Origin of the sequence: Kushneria sinocarnis (genome assembly GCF_003633775.1) — a bacterium.
Taxonomy (GTDB): Bacteria; Pseudomonadota; Gammaproteobacteria; order Pseudomonadales; family Halomonadaceae; genus Kushneria; species Kushneria sinocarnis.
Map to the genome: position 1 here is coordinate 1 of NZ_RBIN01000002.1, position 17,142 is coordinate 17,142.

Genomic DNA, 17,142 nt, shown 5'->3' on the forward strand with positions numbered 1-17,142 from the left:
TCATCGGGTAGCTCGGTCAGGTGGTGACAGGGTAGCCAGATTCTACCCCGCCGATGGCGATCAGGCAGCTGCGGCGGGATTTATGCAGCGTTTCCTTAACGCGGCCGATTATTTCAGCCACCCCGTGGATCAGCAGAAAAGCCACGAGCTATATAACATCTGGGAACAGCATTCAAGGCACTGGCGGCTGGAAGAGCTTCGCCGGGAGCTGACCGAGCAACTGGCCGAAGTTGCCAATTTGATTCGTGAACAGCGCAACAAGGAAGAACAAAAAACACGACAGCAGCAGCAGGACGCACTTCAAAAAAAGGATAGCGCATTTAATCGCTGGGCAATTTCTGTCAGCCTCATCATTACCGCAGTCTCTTTATTTTTCCAGCTTACCCCGGAAACCTTCGCTCGTTTCTGGAGCGACTGGACTTCACTGTTTACCTGACCAGGCCATACATGAGCATCAGCACCACCATCAAAAGCATTCAGGACATCATGCGCAAGGACGTGGGCGTCGACGGCGACGCCCAGCGCATCGGCCAGCTGGTCTGGCTGCTGTTTTTAAAGATCTACGATGACCGTGAGCAGGAGTGGGAGCTGGTCTACGACAACTACGTCAGCCCCATTCCCGAGCGCCTGCGCTGGAGCAGCTGGGCCGCCGACCCGGAAGGCATGACCGGCGAGGCACTGAAACAGTTCATCGACAACACCCTCTTCCCCGGTCTGCAAAACCTTGATGCGAGTGGTGACGCCCGCGCCGCGGTGATTCGCAGCGTGTTCGAGGATGCCTACAACTACATGAAATCCGGCCAGCTGCTGCGCCAGGTAATCAACCGCATTCAGGCGGGCATCGATTTCAACGCCTCTCAGCAGCGCCATGCCTTCGGCGATATGTACGAGCAGATCCTCAAGGACCTGCAAAGCGCCGGCAACGCCGGCGAGTTCTACACCCCCCGTGCCGTGACCGAGTTCATGGTCAATCGCGTCGACCCAAAGCTCAATGAGACTGTGCTCGACCCGGCCTGCGGTACCGGCGGCTTTCTGACCTGCGCCATCGAGCACAAGCGCAAGCACTACGTGCAGACGCCGGACGACGAACAGCAGCTTCAGCGCAGCATCCACGGGTGGGAGAAAAAGCCACTGCCGCACCTGCTGGCGACCACCAACATGATCCTGCACGGCATCGAGGTGCCCAGCCGGATTCGCCACGACAATACCCTCAACCGCCCCTACCGGGACTGGGGCCCGAACGAGCGGGTCGATGTAATCGTTGCCAATCCGCCGTTCGGTGGCACCGAGGAAGACGGCATCGAGAACAACTTCCCGGCGGAGTTTCGCACCCGGGAAACCGCCGACCTGTTTCTGGCGCTGTTCATTCGGCTGCTGAAACCCGGCGGCCGCGCCGCGGTGGTCCTGCCGGATGGCTTCCTGTTCGGCGAGGGCATGAAAACGCGCCTCAAGGAGAAGCTGCTGGCCGAGTGCAACCTGCACACCATCGTTCGCCTGCCCAACGGCGTGTTCAACCCCTACACCGGTATCAGGACCAACCTGCTGTTCTTCACCAAGGGCCAGCCGACCGAACAGGTGTGGTACTACGAGCACCCCTACCCCGAGGGCTACAAGAACTACAGCAAAACCAAGCCCATGCGCGTTGAGGAGTTCACCACCGAGATCGACTGGTGGGGCGACGAAGCCGACGGCTTCGCCAGCCGCCAGGAAACCGAGCAGTCCTGGAAGGTCAGCATCGAGGACATCAAGGCGCGCAACTACAACCTCGATATCAAGAACCCCTGGCAGGGCGAGCAGATCAGCCATGATCCCGACGAGCTGCTGGCCCAGTACGCCGAGCAGCAGGCCGAGATTCAGCAACTTCGCGACCAGCTCAAGGGCATTCTGAGTGCGGCGCTGAACCGTACAGACTCAGAAACCTCGGAGGGTGAGGCATGAGCACCGAGCAGCTGATCACTGACCATCTCGACCTCTGGACGGGTGCGGTCACCCGCAAGAGCGGCCGTAGTGCGAGTCAGGGCCGCGAACTCACCGGCATCAAGAAGCTTCGCGAACTGATTCTGGAGCTGGCGGTACGCGGCAAGCTGGTGGAGCAGGACCCGAATGACGAGCCCGCCAGTGTGCTGCTGGAAAGAATTGCTGAGAAAAAAGCGCAGCTGGTTAAGGAAGGGAAGATCAAGAAACCAAAAAAGTTGCCTTCTATTACTCAGGAGGAGAAACCGTTTGAACTCCCTAATGGGTGGGTATGGTCGAGACTCCCAGAAACCTACTATTCGATATCGCCAAACGGAAAAAATGTTAAAAGCTCAGAAGTGAGCGAGGAAGGTTCTTTCCCTGTAATCGATCAAGGTAAATCGCACATAGCCGGCTATCACAATGATGAATCGCTAGTTATTCACATACCGAACCCTGTTATTATTTTTGGTGATCATACTACCGCAAGAAAGTATATCGACTTTGACTTTGTAACTGGAGCAGATGGCACTAAAATTCTGTGCCCGGTATTGATAGAACCAAAATACTTCCATTTTAGCCTTCTTCACTATGACTTGGAAAACCGAGGGTACGCACGCCATTTCAAAATACTGAACGAACAGCTATTTGCAATTCCGCCTACAGAAGAACAACACCGCATCGTCGCCAAAGTCGACGAGCTCATGACTCTTTGCGACCGCCTCGAGCAGCACACCGGCGATCAGCTGGACGCCCACGAGGTGCTGGTCGACACCCTGCTCGAGGCCCTCACCCGCGCAGAAGATGCCGATGAAGTGGCCGCGCAATGGGCTCGACTGGCCGAACACTTCGATACGCTGTTCACCACGGAAGCCAGCATCGAAAAGCTCAAGCAGGCGATCTTGCAGCTCGCGGTGATGGGTCGGCTGGTGGAGCAGGATCCGAATGATAAACCGGCCAGTGTGTTAGTAAATGCCATCATCGATGAGCGTAACAGGCTTAAAGATGACGAAGGGATGCGAACCAAGGCTTCAGACACCATTGATGAGCATGAAATATATTTATCTACACCAACCCACTGGAGTTGGATAAAGCTCGGCAATACTGCAAAATTTATCGACTACCGAGGAAGAACACCCAATAAAATAAAAAGCGGCAAACGTTTAATAACCGCTAAAAATATAAGGCAGGGATACATCGACTCGTCCCCTGAAGAGTTTATCTCAGAAGAAGACTATCTTGAATGGATGACAAGAGGCTTCCCTCGAACCGGGGATACTCTTTTTACCACTGAAGCACCACTTGGCAATGTAGCGAACATTAACATCCAAGAAGACTTTGCCTTAGCCCAAAGAGCTATCTGCTTTCAATGGCATATGGGGTGTATTGCGCAGTTCATGCTGATCCAGTTAATGGCATCAGCTTTCCAAGAACAATTAAAAGAAAAATCCAATGGTATGACAGCTACCGGGATAAAGTCAGCGAAGCTTAAGGAAATTCCAGTTGTGTTACCTCCTATCTCTGAACAACACCGTATAGTCGCTAGGGTCGACGAGCTTATGGCCCTTTGTAACCAACTCAAGGCATGCTTGAACGACGCTGACGAAACCCGCAAGCATCTGGCCAAGTCAGTAGTGGCGCAGGCGATTTAACAATGACCTTATCAAAAGATTTATTCAAAAAGGTTATTCTTGAAGCAGAAAAGTTTTATAAAAACTCTCCTTTAAATAATGAGATTAACAACAGTGACAGCATCGAAGTGGTCGTTCGAAAAGGTCAAAATGAATATACCATCCCTAAAGTAGCAGAAGCCCTTTTTTACGGTGATCCAGAAGAATATAGACAGCAAATCGCAGAGGCAAAAGCAAATTACAAAAGAAAAATACTAAGACTAGATGTTTATGAAGAAAATGAAGGAAACTATGAAAAAATTTTCAACTTGATAAAAAAAAGAGCGGCAATAATACCCTTTGTCGGCGCAGGCTTCTCAGTATCTGCAGGATGCCCATCTTGGTCAGACTATATAATCGAGCAAGCTAAAAAAGCACGTTTATCTGAAGCTGCAATAGAGCAAAGGATTGCTGCTGGTGAGCATGAGGCACTGATGACTGAAATTATCCATAAAATATCTCTCGACAGGTTCAAAAGAGATTTTGAACATAGATTTCATAACCAAAATATTGCGCCTGCACTTAGCCCTTGCACAGAGTTCGATGGATTGTTCGAGCAGTGCATCATAACGACGAATTTCGATAGGGTATTAGAGGAAGGCATCACCAAACCTTTCTCAGAAAAACAGGTTGGCACCGAAAATTCTGGAAGGTTTATCAGAGCTATATTTTCTGGAGATCACTACCTATTAAAACTTCACGGGAATATCGATGAAGAAAATGACCGAGTTCTAACAGCAGAAGAATACGACTCAGCCTATGGGAAAGGTCAGATAGACTGGAATCTGCCAATTCCTAAGAAACTCAAAAAAATTTTTGGGAACTATTCAACCATTTTTTTAGGCTGCAGTCTCGTCGGAGACAGGTATCTGGATGTATTAAAAGAGGTTCGCGCTACTCAATCTGATTTCATGCCCGACCATTTTGCAATCGTTACGGCACCTGATGATGAGGAGGAGCGCATCGAGCGGGATAAATTTCTTGCAGAACTAGGAATCACGCCTATCTGGTTCCCGCATGGAGATTGGGAGGCTCCCTCTGAAATTTTAAGTCTTATCAAGCTTGAACTGAATTACTCGTAGAACTTTTGAACATAAACGAAGGAAAAGCATGGCAATCGAGCAGGGCATCTGGAAGCTGGCCAACGACACCCACGAGCGGCCACAGCGGCTGCGCCCGACGGGATTGGCTGACGAACGTCTGCTCGAAGAGCAGATCATGCAGGATGTCTCGATCCTCAACCGGGACTGGCTCTTGATCGGCCGCCAGGTGCGTACCGACTTTGACAAGCTGATCGACCTGCTGGCGCTGGATGTCAACGGCAACGTCATCATCATCGAGTTGAAGCGCGACAGGACCCCGCGCGAGGTCGTGGCACAGGCCATTGATTACGCATCATGGGTGGTAACGCTGTCCGATTATCAGCTGATCGAGATTTACGAGAAGTTCGCCGAACATTACCCCCGCTCGCATGCGTCACTTGGTGAAGCCTTCGAGGCCAAATTCGGTATTGCGCTTACTGACGTGGCCCTCAACGACAGTCATCAGATGGTGGTCGTGGCGACACGACTGGATGCCAGCAGCGAACGGATCATCAACTATCTCAATAACTATGGTGGTGAAAACCTGAGCATCAATGCGATGTTTTTCAGCGCCTTTGAGGATAACGGCAATCAGTATTTGAGCCGCGCCTGGATGATGGATCCGGACGAGCCGGTCCAGCCCGCCTCACAAAAGGGGCAAAAGACGCCCTGGAACGGCGAGTTCTACGCCTCATTCGGCGATGACCGGCCGTGGGAGCTGGCGCGCCGATACGGCTTTATCGCCGGTGGCGGTGCCGCATGGTACTCCAAGACCCTCAACCTGCTCTCCGAAGGAGATCGCGTGTGGGTCAACATCCCCAAAACCGGCTATGTCGGCGTGGCAGAAGTGACCGGCGAGCGGCGCCGCGGCGATGAGTTCATGATCGAAACCGAACATGGCTGGCAGAGCCTGCTCTCGATGACCACGCCCGCCGAGTACAACCACATTCATGAGCAGGGTGATGCCGACGATGAGGAAACGCTGGAATACGTTGTTCCCGTACGGTGGATCAAAAGCGTCCCTGCCGAACAGGCATTTCGCGAGGCAGGCCTGTTCGGCAACCAGAACACGGTGTGTAAGCCTACGGTGTCCAAATGGGATTACACGGTGACACGCTTGAAACAGGCCTGGGGGATCGACACATTCTGATTCACCTGCCAGCCGCCTCCTGTCCGATGGCGACTTCCGGCTTCGCTTTCCGTTCTTGAAGTTGCCCCTCTCCTCTCCGCCTAAACACTCGCCTGCAGGGCCATCCGGCCCTGCACGCTTTCCATCAAAAAAATTGCATATCCGTTTCAGGCTGCCCTGCTCACGGCCGATAGACCAGCGCAGTGCCGGTAAAACGTGGCTCATGACCCTCGTACCCGGCGTCTATATCACCTTTCAGCAGGACCCGAGGAAAGCATGGCACACAATAACGAGGCACCGGATGCGCCCTCGCAGGAGGCAAACGGTACAAGGGATCAGAGAATATGGATCATTGGTGGCAACGCACTGATCATCGGGCTTTCCTGGACAGGGCTGCTTGATCGTCTGGCACTCGACTATATCGACAGCGCTTCCATCTCTGCCCTTCTGGCGTTTTCCACGGCACGCACGCTCAATGCAATTGTTTCTATCTTGCAATCCATCCAGACAGGACCGGTGATAGCTACCATCCATCCGGGAGAGCTGCTCGATCCCATCAACGATCTGGCGGAGCAGTTCTCCGATGTCATGAAGCTGGCGATCGCCTCACTGTTCGGTCAGAAGATGGTGATCGAAATTGCCTCGACCACTCTGTTCAAGATCCTGTTGACGCTTTCCGGCGCGCTGCTCTGTATCAGTATCTTCTTCCGACAGAGTCTGACAAGTAGCGCTCTTTTCCGAGTCTTCTCCTTTTTTGCCTTTATCAGAATCATCATCGTGCTTGTCGTGCTGATGAATGGCATGATCGCGCACGCCTTTGTCGATCAATATGCTGACAGGGAAGCCAGCGTCATCGACGCTTCAGCCGATGAAGTGGGCAGCGCCGTACCGGGCCTTGCGCCGGCGCAGCCATCCGATATCAGCGCAGAAGAACAAGCCAGTCTGAATGGCAGGCTGGCCTTTCTGAAAACCGAAGAAGAGCGGGTCAGCCAGAAGGTACAGGCCGCCAAAAGCCAGGTCAGCGAAAGTCAGGAAGCACTGGAAACGGCGCGTCGGGATTTCAGGGAGTACCGAGCCGACATTGGCATGGTGGAAAAGCTGAATGTCTTCGATCGCACCAGTCAGTACAAGACCCTGTCAGAGGAGCTCGAGAACCGAAAGGCAGCACTTGATGCGTCTGTTGCTCGTCTGGAAGCAGCCACCAGCTCAATGGCCTCGATCCATGATGAGACGGCAGAGATCAATGGGAGATTGAGCGGTGAAAGCAGCGGCTGGTTTGCCAGCATGCAAAGTGGCCTGAATAAGCTGAAAGCTGCAACCGACTTCTCCGCTCTCAAGGAAAAGCTCGACAGGATCACCACATCGCTGCTTAACATGATGGCCGTTTTCATCCTGAAAACCATTATCATGCCTCTTATCATTCTTGTGCTTTTCCTCAAGGGCTTCAAACGTATCTGGGGAGTGGATATCCGTGACTGGATACACGATGAAAGCGCCAGGCTGAGGGAGAAGCGGCAGTAGCAGTGGTACTCCATGCTTCGGGGCGACTCGCGTTCGCCCCGCATTGGCCAGGCATCGCACCCATCACAGCGACAAGGGCCACCGCGCCGCAGTACCGCACCAGCAGGAAGAGGCCGACATCGTTCTGACACGCCCAGGCATGGGCACCGGCGCTCAGCGCGCCGGTCAGGACCCTGTCACGAGTACCGGCGGAGCTGGCTGAACTCGCGGCTCCCTGGCGCATCACGCTAAGCAGCAAAGGCAGTGAGTGTTGTACCGGCAAAGCGATCATGGCCGCGCACAGCGAGGCCTCGGGGACAGCCGGAGGCCGAACCGGAAACAATCAAATAAAAGGGAGGCCAATGACCCGGACAGGGGTCGAAGCCGAAGCAGCAGAAGGCAGTGGTGGGCCCAGCAGGACTTGAACCTGCGACCAAGCGATTATGAGTCGCCTGCTCTGACCACTGAGCTATGGGCCCTGAATCGACGGGGGCGTATGATAAACCAAAGGTCTCGGATGAGGCCAGCGCCTACCGGCATGGAGAGCACTATGCGTTTGACGTCCCTGACTGCCCTGGCCCTGAGCGGCCTGATGGCGGCAACCCTGAGCAGCGCGGCAGAAGCCGCATGGCAGTTCAATCCGGATCAGAGCCGGATTACCGCGGTGGTGACCGATCAGCGCCCGGGCGGTAACGTGCCTCATACCTATCACGCCTCGCAGCTCGACGGCACCATCGACAACGCGGGCAACCTGACCCTGCCCCTGAGCCTGTCGCAGACCGATCTGCTCAAGGATCAGGGCAACCTCTCGGGGCTGCTCTCCGGGTTTTCGAAATCGCCGCTGGCCACCCTGCACGCGAAGATCGACCCGCAGTGGCTGACCGATCTCGGCGTGGGCGAGTCGATGACCCGCAACCTGCCCATCCGGGCGAAGGGCAATCACTTCGAGCGCACCGAACGGGTGCCGCTGAAGCTCACGCGCACCGCGCAGGATCGCTATCACGTTACCACCGCCGAGCCGATCAGCGTCGATACGCAGCAGCTGATGCAGCTCGATAATGCCGAGACGGTCATGTCGCTGCTGGGCTACAACAAGCTCACCGATACCATCCCCGTCAACTTCGAGGCGCAGCTGGTCCCGAGCAACTGATCAGCGCTCCGGCCGCGCCACGCACAACGCCCTGCCAAGCTGGCAGGGCGTTGTCGCGGGAAGCCGCGAAAAACGGCAGCACCGGTCTGCCGGGCGAGCCGGCGCGTGATCCGGCCCGCTCGCTCTTCATCCCATGCGCTTATTCATCCCACTCGGGCGCAAAGCTCGGATTGGCAATGCGCTCCCCCCGGTCAAGCTCGTCGATGCGGGTCATCTCATCGGCGGTCAGCGAGATCTTCATCGCTTCCAGGTTGGCCGCCAAATGCTCACGTTTGGTGGAGGAAGGGATCACCACGATGTCCCTGGAGGCCACCCAGGCCGGTGCGATCTGCGCCGGCGTGGCGTTCTGCTCTTCGGCAATCGCCTTCAGCGTGTCGTCGTCCATCACCTTGCCCCGGGCCACGGGCATGTAGCCGGTCACCTTCACGCCCCGGGCCTCGCAGTGATCGACCACCTTGCGGTTGGCGAGGAAGGGATGCACTTCAACCTGGTTGGTGATGATCTGATCGCCGCCCTCGACGTTCAGCGCTTCATCGAGCTGGGCGTTGGTGAAGTTGGAGACGCCGATATGCCGCGTCAGCCCCAGCCGCCTGGCTTCCGCCAGCGCGCCGATGGACTCCGCCACCGGCACCTCGCCCCCCCGGGGACGGCCAGTGCAGCAGCACCAGATCGACGTACTCGGTACCCAACCGCTCGAGGCTCTCGCGCAGACTGGCGATCAGGTCATCGTGACGAAAGCGGTCGGTCCATACCTTGGTGGTCAGGAAGATATCGTCGCGCGGCACACCGCTGGCGGCGATGGCCTGGCCGACCTCGCGCTCGTTGTCGTAGACCTGTGCGGTATCAATGTGGCGATAGCCCAGATCGAGTGCGCTGGTCACCGAATCGATGACTTCCTGGCCCTTGAGCTTGTAGGTCCCCACTCCGATGGATGGCAGCATGCAACCTCCTGTCGAGCTGAAAGTGACGGATCATGTCCTGCTACAGGGTAGCTGCGGGCGAGCCCGCTGGCGTTCAAGTCGTTAGGGTGGAAACGATTGCCCCGGGTGCAATGACACCTTTGGTCGAACATGCGAGACTGCTGCGCGATAAACGCGAACCCTCCGAACGAACCAGTCAGGTACAGCAGTTCCATGATCAAGATCATCATCGTGGCCCTGATCGTGGCCAGTGTGCTCTATGTGCACTTCCGCGGCCGGGTGCGGCATCGCTTCTTCCGCCAGCTCTCCGATCACTCCACCTTCATGGCACCGATCAACGCCTTCATGTATCTCTTCTCGAAGGTGCCCGATCGACCCTATCACCGCGAGGCGGACTTCCCCGAGCTGACCCCGCTGACCGAGCGCTGGGAGGAGATCCGCGACGAGGCCCTGGCACTGGAGAACCACATCAAGGGGTCGCAGCAGAAGGATGATGCCGGCTTCAACTCCTTCTTCCGCCGTGGCTGGAAGCGCTTCTATCTCAAGTGGTACAACGACAGCCACGAGTCGGCACGCCAGCTCTGCCCGCGCACCACCGAGATCCTCGCCGAAATCCCTACCGTCAAGGCGGCGATGTTTGCCGAGCTGCCCGCCGGCAGCAAGCTGATGAAGCACCGCGACCCCTACGCCGGCTCGATCCGCTATCACCTCGGCCTGCGCACGCCCAACGATGACCGCTGCCTGATCAATGTCGATGGCGAGTCCTACAGCTGGCGTGATGGCCAGGCGGTGCTGTTCGATGAAACCTTCATCCACTACGCCGAGAACCACAGCGAACAGAACCGGCTGATCCTGTTCTGCGATATCGAGCGGCCAATGAAGTACCGCTGGGCCGCTGCCGTGAACCACTGGTTCAGCCGCAACGTGATGGCCGCAGCGGCTTCGCCCAACGACGAGAACGATCGCACCGGCGGCATCAACCGGGCCTTCAAGTACGTCTACAAGGTGCGCGAAGTCGGCAAGAAGCTGAAAAAGAAGAACCGCGTCGTCTACTACGCGGTCAAGTGGCTGATCTTCGGCGGCATCGTGGTCGGTCTGCTGTCGCTCTGAACCGAGTCATCGCCTTGACTGCACCACTCGAACCGCCCGCCTTCATGACGCCGCCATCTCCGGCCTGGCCCTTCCTGCCGGCGCCGGAGCCGGCACCCCGGCTGTTTGTCAGCCACTTCGATCACCAGCGCTTTCACGCGGAGGCCTGGCAGCAGGCGGGGTTCGAGTGTCCGGCGCCACTGGCGAGCGCCGTGGCCAAGCGCCACGCCGAATATCTCGCCGGCCGCTGCTGTGCCCGCGAGGGTCTGCGGGCGCTGGGCCACGCCGATACTCCGCTGGCACCGCAGCCCGATCGTCAGCCGCAGTGGCCGGTGCAGGCCTGCGGCGCGATTACCCACAGCCATGGGCTGGCCGCCGCCGTGGTGGCCCCGCGCCGGGACTGGGCGGGCGTGGGCACGGATGCCGAACAGTGGCTCGACGGTGCCCGCGCCGAGCGCATCGCACCGGCCGTGCTGACCCCGCGCGAGCACCAGGCATTGGCTGCCATTGCCCCGGAGCACCGCGCCCGCTGTGTCACCCTCGCCTTCTCGCTCAAGGAGAGCCTGTTCAAGGCGCTCTATCCGCTGACCGGTACCCGCTTCTACTTCCGGGACGCCGAGCTCGATCCGCAGGCCCTGCTCCGGCTGCGCGAGCCTCGGGGGCGCTGTCGGCTCGCCCTGCTGCGCCCGCTTTCCGGAGCATGGCCGGCCGGTACCCACATCGAGGGGCATTTCGCCGAACTGGCCGGGCGGGCCATGACCTTCATCGGCGTCTCGCAGGGTGTCTGACAGGCCCGCCAGCGGCACAGTTAACGTTGATAATAATTCGTATTTCAGATAGGCTCGATACCATTCTGATCCATGCGGCATGCCCGCCCGGCGCGGCCTGCGGCGGATACAGTCCCTGCATGAGGTATTTCTCCCCGGTTGACCCGGATCGGAGTCTGCATGTTCGAACTCAACGCGGCCGGTTTTGATGTGGCAGGCCGAACACTGCTGCAGCCGCTCGATCTCTCCTTCGAGGAAGGCTGTGTCTGCGGCCTGATCGGCCACAACGGCTCCGGCAAATCGACCCTGCTCAAGCTGCTGGCCCAGCAGCAGAATCCGACCCGCGGCCGTATCGAACTGGATGGCAGACCGCTGCACCGCTGGGGCAGCCGAGAATTCGCCCGCCGGGTCGCCTATCTGCCCCAGCAGCTGCCCAGCGCCGAAAATCTCACGGTGCGCGAGCTGGTGCGTTTCGGCCGCTACCCCTGGCACGGGCTGCTGGGCCGTTTTACCCGCAAGGATCATCAGGCCGTCGATCGCGCCATCGAGCTGACCCACACCGAAGCGCTGGCCGAGCGGCTGGTCGAGACCCTCTCCGGCGGTGAGCGCCAGCGCGTCTGGCTGGCCATGCTGCTCGCCCAGGGCAGCCACTATCTGCTGCTCGACGAGCCGCTGGCGGCCCTCGATGTCGCCCACCAGATCGAGGTGCTCGAGCTGGTGCGCGATCTCAGCCGCGAGCTGCAGCTCGGCGTCGTCATCGTGATGCACGACATCAACATGGCCGCCCGCTTCTGCGATCGGCTGGTGGCGCTGCACGGCGGCCGGCTGCTGGCGCACGGCGATGCCCGCGAGCTGATGTGCGATCAGACGCTCGAAGCCATCTACGGCATCCCGATGCATGTCATTGCCCATCCACACGGGGCTCACCCCGTCGCCGTCATTCATTAAGGACTGCGCGTGACGTCAGCGTCACCCCGGCCTGCGGCCACCCGCCGACCGACTGCCGAATCAGCCTTTCACCCCCTGTCCTCGCGTCACCGTTCGTGGCGTTTGCCGCTGGTGCTACTGCTGGTGCTGTGCAGCCTGGCGCTCACCCCGGTGCAGGCCGATGACACGCAACCGACCCCGGCGCTGATCTCGCTGGACTGGTCGATGACCGAAACCCTGCTGGCGATCGGCGTCACCCCGCTCGGCGTGGCGGCACCGGAGAGCTACGCGCGCTGGGTCGGCGCCCCGGCCATTCCCGCTGGCGTGCACGACATCGGCCTGCGCGATCAGCCCAACCTGGAACTGCTGGCGCGGCTCGATCCCGACGGCATCGTCACCGTCTCCTTTCTGGCCGGCGACAGCCGCCTCTCCCGCATTGCCCCGGTGCATGCCTTCGATATCTATACCAGCAGCCGCGATCCCTGGCAGCGCGCGCTGAAGGTCACCCGCCAGCTGGGCCGGCTGACCCACCATGAGCAGGGCGCCGAGCGGCTGATCACCCGGGTCAGGCAGCAGCTTGCCGGGGCACGTCGCAAAACACGCAGCGATCAGCCACCGGTGGCGGTGCTGCAGTTCATCGACAACCGCCATGTGCGCATCTATGGCGAGGGCAGCCTGTTCCAGGCGGTCTTCGATCAGATCGGCCTGACCAACGCCTGGCAGGGGGACGTCAACAACTGGGGCTTTCGTCAGCTGGGCATCGATGAGCTCGCCCGCCTGCCCGCCGACACCCGGCTGCTGGTGATCCGGCCGCTGCCGACCACGGTCAACGGCCAGCTCGAGGACAACATTCTCTGGCAGCACCTGCCGGCGGTCCGCCGGGGCCGGGTACATGAACTGGCGCCGGTCTGGAGCTTCGGCGGGCTTGCCTCCATGGCGCGCTTTGCCGGGGAAGTCGCGCAGGCCCTGCCTGCCACCGAGGGAGCCACGCCATGACCCGGCCGGCGCTCACCCCGGGGCAGCTGTGCAGCCTGCTGGCACTATGCTGCCTGGCAATGGTCGGCTACCGGCTGCATCAGCTGCTGCCCGTCGAGCAGTGGCTGACGGCACTGCACGCGCCGCGGGATGAACGAATCGATCAGATCGTGGTGCACTTCTCGCTGCTGCCGCGGCTCTGCGTGGCCCTGCTGGGCGGGGCAGCACTGGGGCTGGCCGGCACCCTGATGCAGCAGGTACTGAAGAATCCGCTGGCCTCGCCTACCACCCTGGGTGTGGCCAGCGGGGCACAGCTGGCGCTGGTGGTGGTCTCGCTGTGGGCCCCCGGCTGGCTGGTCGCCGGGCGCGAATGGGTAGCCCTGCTGGGCGGCGGGCTGGCCACGCTGCTGGTGTTTGCGCTGGCCTGGCGGCGCGGACTGGCCCCGATGGCGATCGTGCTGGCCGGGCTGGTGGTCAGCCTCTATCTCAGCGCGGTCAACAGCGCGCTGATGCTGTTCTACCCCGAGCGGCTGCGCGACATGTTCATCTGGAACGCCGGCTCGCTGATCCAGAACGGCTGGGCGGGCACGCAGTTCCTGCTGCTGCGGCTGGGCCTGGCGGCGGCCGCCATGCTGGTACTGCTGCGCCCGCTGGCACTGCTCGATTTCGATGATCAGGGGGCGCGCAATCTGGGCGTCTCGCTGCGCCAGCTGCGCTTCGCCACGCTGGCGATTGCCGTATTCATGACCGGCTGTGTGGTCAGCCAGGTCGGTATCATCGGCTTCATCGGCCTCGCCTCGCCGGCAATCGTTCGGCTGCTGGGCGCCCGTCGGTTGAGCCATCGGCTGCGCTGGGCGCCCCTGCTGGGAGCACTCTTGCTGCTGGCCACTGATCTGCTGCTGCAGTTCGGCAGCGGCCCGCTGGCGACCCTGCTGCCGACCGGGGCGGCCACCGCGGCCCTGGGCGCGCCCCTGCTGCTGTGGCTGATTCCGCGTTTGTCGCTGCAGGGAGATCGCGCCCCCAGCGCCCACATGGCCTATCTCCATCGTCATCCGGCACCGAAGCGGCTGCTGATGCTGCTGGCGCTGGCACTGGCGCTGGGCGTGGTCATCGCCCTGAGCCTGGGCCAGGCGCGTGCCGGCTGGCACTGGCCGAGCCCGGGCGGGCTGATCGAGGCCTGGCCCTGGCGGGCACCGCGCGTGGCAGCGGCAGCGGCCAGCGGGCTGATGCTGGCGCTGGCCGGCACCATCCTGCAGCGCATCACCGGCAACCCCATCGCCAGCCCCGAAGTGCTAGGCATCAGTGCCGGCGCGGCGATCGGCGTGCTGGGGGTCATCCTGCTGACGCCGCTGGCCAGCCAGGGCGCCTCCCTGCTGTTCGGCACCCTCGGCGCCCTGCTGACCCTGGCCGTGCTGATCCTGCTCAACCGTCGCAACGGCCTGGCGCCCCAGCGGCTGCTGCTCTCCGGGGTGGCCATCACGGCGCTGTTCGATGCCCTGCAGCGGCTGGCACTGGCGGACAACAGTCCGCGCACCCAACAGCTGCTGGCCTGGATCTCCGGCTCGACCTACTACGTCGATGGCACCACGGCGCTGATCGCGCTGGCCATCGCTGTCGTGCTGCTGATCGCCACCCTGCCCTTTCACCGCTGGCTGGATCTGCTGCCGCTGGGCGAGGACAGTGCCCACGCGCTGGGCCTCAACGTACGCCTCAGCCGAATCCTGCTGCTGGCGCTGATGGCGCTGATGACCGCCGGCGCCACGCTGGTGGTGGGGCCGCTCTCCTTCATCGGCCTGATGGCACCGCACATGGCGCGGCTGGCGGGTCTGCCGGATGCCCGCTCGCACCTGCTCGGCGCCGGGCTGATCGGCATGCTGATCATGGTGCTGGCGGACTGGCTGGGCCGGGTGGTGGCCTTCCCCGATCAGATCCCGGCCGGGCTGGTGGCGTCACTGATTGGCGGAGCCTGGTTCATGTGGGGCCTGCGCCGACTCTGACGCGGCCATCTGCAGCGCATCGCGGGCAGCGCGGTGATACTCCTCTCCTTCCAGCTCGCGCAGCTGACCGTGCTGCATCATCAGCAGTCGATCGGCCTGGGCAAAGTAGCGCTCGTCATGGGTAATGGCGATCACCGTGATGCCCTGCCGGCGCAGCTCGGGCAGCAGCTCCAGGTAGAAGACCCGGCGAAAGGCCGGGTCCTGATCCGCCGCCCACTCATCGAGCAGCAGGATGTCGCGCTGCTCGGCCACCGCCAGCAGCAGCCCGAGACGCTTGCGCTGGCCCTGGGAGAGCCGGGTATCGGTGATGCGACCGGCCGCCAGGCTCACCTTGTCGCGCAGCCCGAGCCGATCCAGCCACGCCTCCACCAGCGCCGGATCGGCCTCGTCGCCCTGCGGCCCGAGCAGCCGATCGAAGAGGTGAAAGTCGGTCAGTACCGCGGCAAAGCGCTCCCGCCAGGCAGGCCGCAGGGGTTCGCCGATCTCCATCCCGTCCAGTTTCAACGCGCCCGCGTGCGGCGCATACAGGCCGCTCAGCAACCGCCCGAAGGTGGACTTGCCGCTGCCGTTGCCACCGATCACGAACACCTGCTCGCCGCGCTGCAGGGTGAGATAGAGCGGCCCCACCGTAAAGGCGGCGCTCTCGCCCCGGGCAGGATAGCCATAACGCACGCCCTGCAGCTGCAGCCGCTGCCAGTCATCGGGGAGCCGCTCGGCAGGCTGGAAGTCCGGCTGCCAGGGCGCCAGTTCCAGTGCCTGCAGCCGGCGGAAGGCCACTTCCCCGGCGAGCAGCGTGGGCAGTGCCCCGACCGCCTGGATCAGCGGTGCCCGAATGAACAGCAGGGTCAGCGCAAAGGTCGCCGCCACCGCGGTATCCGCCCAGCCGAAGGCGTTGGCCAGCAGGAAGACCACGCCGATGGCGCCGAGCATCATGATGTTGGTCCAGTTGCCAGCGGAGAGATGGCTGGTATCGGAACGCACGATATGGTGACGATACGCCTGCGCATGGCGGGTGAAGTCCTCCTCGAACAGCCGGCGCGCCCGGTCACGATTGAGCGCCAGCTCGCGCCGGCCGTCGATGATGGACTGGAAATCGCCATAGAGCTGATCCTCGGCATCGCGGATATGGCCCAGATGGCGGTAGACGCTGCCCACCATCCGGCTGCCTACCGCCAGCGTCACCGCCAGCCACACCGCTGTCACCAGAAACAGCGGCACCGACAGCATCAGCAGATAGACCGTGGCGGCCAGCGACAGCACTACCCCCTGGATCAGTTCGGGCAGGCGGACAAAGGCAACGGTGATGTTGCGAATATCGCTGGAGAGCGCGGCCAGCAGCGGCGCGCTGCCCAGCGTCTCGATGCGTTCGATGTCGGTATCGAGCAGACGTTTTACCAGCCGGGCCCGCAGGTTGTAGACGAACCGGTGCCCCAGCAGGGTCAGCGACAGCTGCGCCGCCAGCGATACCAGCAAGAGCAGCGCGATCAGCCCCAGAAAGGGCCAGAGCGTGGCGATCGTCTGCCCCTGGGCATCAATCAGGCGCCGATTGATGAAGGCGATCACGCCGATGCCCAGCACGGCACTGAGCAGGCTGAGCACCATGACGGCGATGAACGACAGGCGGTAATGGCGCAGTACGACCTTGAGCAGCGTCATGTCAGGTTCGATCCGATCGGCAGGGACAACAAGTGGGCGGGCAACCGCTAACGATTCTCATTTTGCCATCAACGGCGGGCCATTGCATGTACAGGCCCCGAACACCGGCTACCGGGACCTTCATCAGCCCGGAGCCTGCTCATCCCGAGACTTTCGCGGGAACCTGTCGTGCAGGCCGTACCGCCGGGTACGGCGCCTCTGCGCCAGTAGCAGCGGCGCTCTGTTTTCGGGTTCGCGCATCATCCGCACCAGCGACCACACCAGGGCGCAGTTGGTGCGCGTGGCTCGGCAGGCGCAACAGAACAGCTCTCCCTACAACCATGGTCC

Annotated in this window: 16 protein-coding genes and 1 tRNA gene; 12 read left to right on the forward strand and 5 right to left on the reverse strand. The window is 60.8% G+C overall.

What is annotated here, in order from left to right; translation table 11 throughout:
• The 6 genes from C7446_RS16430 to C7446_RS02595 form a co-directional block, all read left to right on the forward strand.
• Window positions 1-436: hypothetical protein (locus C7446_RS16430; protein WP_170149988.1), on the forward strand; the 436-nt coding region annotated here is incomplete at its 5' end.
• A gap of 11 nt (window positions 437-447) precedes the next feature.
• Window positions 448-1,938 (forward strand): type I restriction-modification system subunit M, encoded by a 1,491-nt coding sequence (locus C7446_RS02575; protein WP_121171034.1) that lies wholly within the window; start codon window positions 448-450, stop codon window positions 1,936-1,938.
• Window positions 1,935-3,605, forward strand: a complete 1,671-nt coding sequence (locus C7446_RS02580) for a restriction endonuclease subunit S (RefSeq protein ID WP_121171036.1) — start codon at window positions 1,935-1,937, stop codon at window positions 3,603-3,605. Before C7446_RS02575 ends, C7446_RS02580 begins: the two co-directional genes overlap by 4 nt.
• Before the next feature lie 2 nt (window positions 3,606-3,607).
• Window positions 3,608-4,705 carry an SIR2 family protein gene (locus tag C7446_RS02585; protein ID WP_121171038.1) on the forward strand — a complete coding sequence of 366 codons (1,098 nt, stop codon included), beginning with the start codon at window positions 3,608-3,610 and terminating at the stop codon, window positions 4,703-4,705.
• A gap of 136 nt (window positions 4,706-4,841) precedes the next feature.
• Entirely contained in the window at window positions 4,842-5,855 is a 1,014-nt protein-coding gene (locus C7446_RS02590) for a hypothetical protein (RefSeq protein ID WP_245977625.1), read from the forward strand.
• Window positions 5,856-6,110: 255 nt separating this feature from the next.
• Entirely contained in the window at window positions 6,111-7,355 is a 1,245-nt protein-coding gene (locus C7446_RS02595) for an efflux RND transporter periplasmic adaptor subunit (protein WP_121171042.1), read from the forward strand.
• On the opposite strand, the gene C7446_RS16880 is transcribed toward C7446_RS02595, so the two are convergent.
• Window positions 7,279-7,677 carry an NrsF family protein gene (locus C7446_RS16880; protein WP_425454100.1) on the reverse strand — a complete coding sequence of 133 codons (399 nt, stop codon included), beginning with the start codon at window positions 7,675-7,677 and terminating at the stop codon, window positions 7,279-7,281. The two genes, C7446_RS02595 and C7446_RS16880, sit on opposite strands and share 77 nt — an antisense overlap.
• Window positions 7,678-7,737: 60 nt before the next feature.
• Window positions 7,738-7,813, reverse strand: a tRNA-Ile gene (locus C7446_RS02605).
• Between the two features lie 71 nt (window positions 7,814-7,884).
• Between C7446_RS02605 and C7446_RS02610 the strand changes: the two genes are divergently transcribed.
• A complete protein-coding gene (locus C7446_RS02610; protein WP_121171046.1) occupies window positions 7,885-8,484 on the forward strand; it encodes a hypothetical protein in 600 nt (199 codons plus the stop codon).
• 139 nt (window positions 8,485-8,623) lie between these two features.
• Here the strand turns inward: C7446_RS02610 and C7446_RS16810 are convergent, their stop codons facing one another.
• Entirely contained in the window at window positions 8,624-9,109 is a 486-nt protein-coding gene (locus tag C7446_RS16810) for an aldo/keto reductase (RefSeq protein ID WP_342768340.1), read from the reverse strand.
• Window positions 9,015-9,425: an aldo/keto reductase gene (locus C7446_RS16815; protein ID WP_342768341.1), complete on the reverse strand. Its 411-nt coding sequence runs from the start codon at window positions 9,423-9,425 to the stop codon at window positions 9,015-9,017. The genes C7446_RS16810 and C7446_RS16815 overlap by 95 nt, the downstream gene beginning before the upstream one ends.
• Before the next feature lie 192 nt (window positions 9,426-9,617).
• Here C7446_RS16815 and lpxO point away from each other — a divergent pair, with 192 nt between their 5' ends.
• The 5 genes from lpxO (at window position 9,618) to fhuB (ending at window position 15,159) form a co-directional block, all read left to right on the forward strand.
• The gene (gene lpxO, locus C7446_RS02620; protein WP_211327834.1) at window positions 9,618-10,514 is read left to right on the forward strand and encodes a lipid A hydroxylase LpxO; all 897 of its coding nucleotides are present in this window, start codon (window positions 9,618-9,620) and stop codon (window positions 10,512-10,514) included.
• Window positions 10,515-10,528: 14 nt separating this feature from the next.
• Window positions 10,529-11,281, forward strand: a complete 753-nt coding sequence (locus C7446_RS02625; protein ID WP_211327835.1) for a 4'-phosphopantetheinyl transferase family protein — start codon at window positions 10,529-10,531, stop codon at window positions 11,279-11,281.
• Between the two features lie 159 nt (window positions 11,282-11,440).
• Window positions 11,441-12,208, forward strand: a complete 768-nt coding sequence (locus tag C7446_RS02630; protein WP_121171048.1) for an ATP-binding cassette domain-containing protein — start codon at window positions 11,441-11,443, stop codon at window positions 12,206-12,208.
• Window positions 12,209-12,217: 9 nt separating this feature from the next.
• Window positions 12,218-13,183, forward strand: coding sequence for an iron-siderophore ABC transporter substrate-binding protein (locus C7446_RS02635; RefSeq protein ID WP_147408717.1), 966 nt, complete (start codon window positions 12,218-12,220; stop codon window positions 13,181-13,183).
• Window positions 13,180-15,159, forward strand: coding sequence for a Fe(3+)-hydroxamate ABC transporter permease FhuB (gene fhuB, locus C7446_RS02640; protein WP_121171052.1), 1,980 nt, complete (start codon window positions 13,180-13,182; stop codon window positions 15,157-15,159). The genes C7446_RS02635 and fhuB overlap by 4 nt, the downstream gene beginning before the upstream one ends.
• On the opposite strand, the gene C7446_RS02645 is transcribed toward fhuB, so the two are convergent.
• Complete coding sequence (locus C7446_RS02645) at window positions 15,112-16,815, reverse strand: multidrug ABC transporter permease/ATP-binding protein (protein ID WP_121171054.1); 1,704 nt, start codon at window positions 16,813-16,815, stop codon at window positions 15,112-15,114. The genes fhuB and C7446_RS02645 overlap by 48 nt on opposite strands.
• Window positions 16,816-17,142 lie beyond the last annotated feature (327 nt).

What these genes read in the sequence shown, in the direction of transcription:
- C7446_RS02575 (WP_121171034.1), top strand. Translation starts at nt 448, where the DNA reads ATGAGCATCAGCACCACCATCAAAAGCATTCAGGACATCATGCGCAAG.
- C7446_RS02580 (WP_121171036.1), top strand. Translation starts at nt 1,935, where the DNA reads ATGAGCACCGAGCAGCTGATCACTGACCATCTCGACCTCTGGACGGGT.
- C7446_RS02585 (WP_121171038.1), top strand. Translation starts at nt 3,608, where the DNA reads ATGACCTTATCAAAAGATTTATTCAAAAAGGTTATTCTTGAAGCAGAA.
- C7446_RS02590 (WP_245977625.1), top strand. Translation starts at nt 4,842, where the DNA reads ATGCAGGATGTCTCGATCCTCAACCGGGACTGGCTCTTGATCGGCCGC.
- C7446_RS02595 (WP_121171042.1), top strand. Translation starts at nt 6,111, where the DNA reads ATGGCACACAATAACGAGGCACCGGATGCGCCCTCGCAGGAGGCAAAC.
- C7446_RS02610 (WP_121171046.1), top strand. Translation starts at nt 7,885, where the DNA reads ATGCGTTTGACGTCCCTGACTGCCCTGGCCCTGAGCGGCCTGATGGCG.
- C7446_RS16815 (WP_342768341.1), bottom strand. Translation starts at nt 9,425, where the DNA reads ATGCTGCCATCCATCGGAGTGGGGACCTACAAGCTCAAGGGCCAGGAA.
- lpxO (WP_211327834.1), top strand. Translation starts at nt 9,618, where the DNA reads ATGATCAAGATCATCATCGTGGCCCTGATCGTGGCCAGTGTGCTCTAT.
- C7446_RS02630 (WP_121171048.1), top strand. Translation starts at nt 11,441, where the DNA reads ATGTTCGAACTCAACGCGGCCGGTTTTGATGTGGCAGGCCGAACACTG.
- fhuB (WP_121171052.1), top strand. Translation starts at nt 13,180, where the DNA reads ATGACCCGGCCGGCGCTCACCCCGGGGCAGCTGTGCAGCCTGCTGGCA.
- C7446_RS02645 (WP_121171054.1), bottom strand. Translation starts at nt 16,815, where the DNA reads ATGACGCTGCTCAAGGTCGTACTGCGCCATTACCGCCTGTCGTTCATC.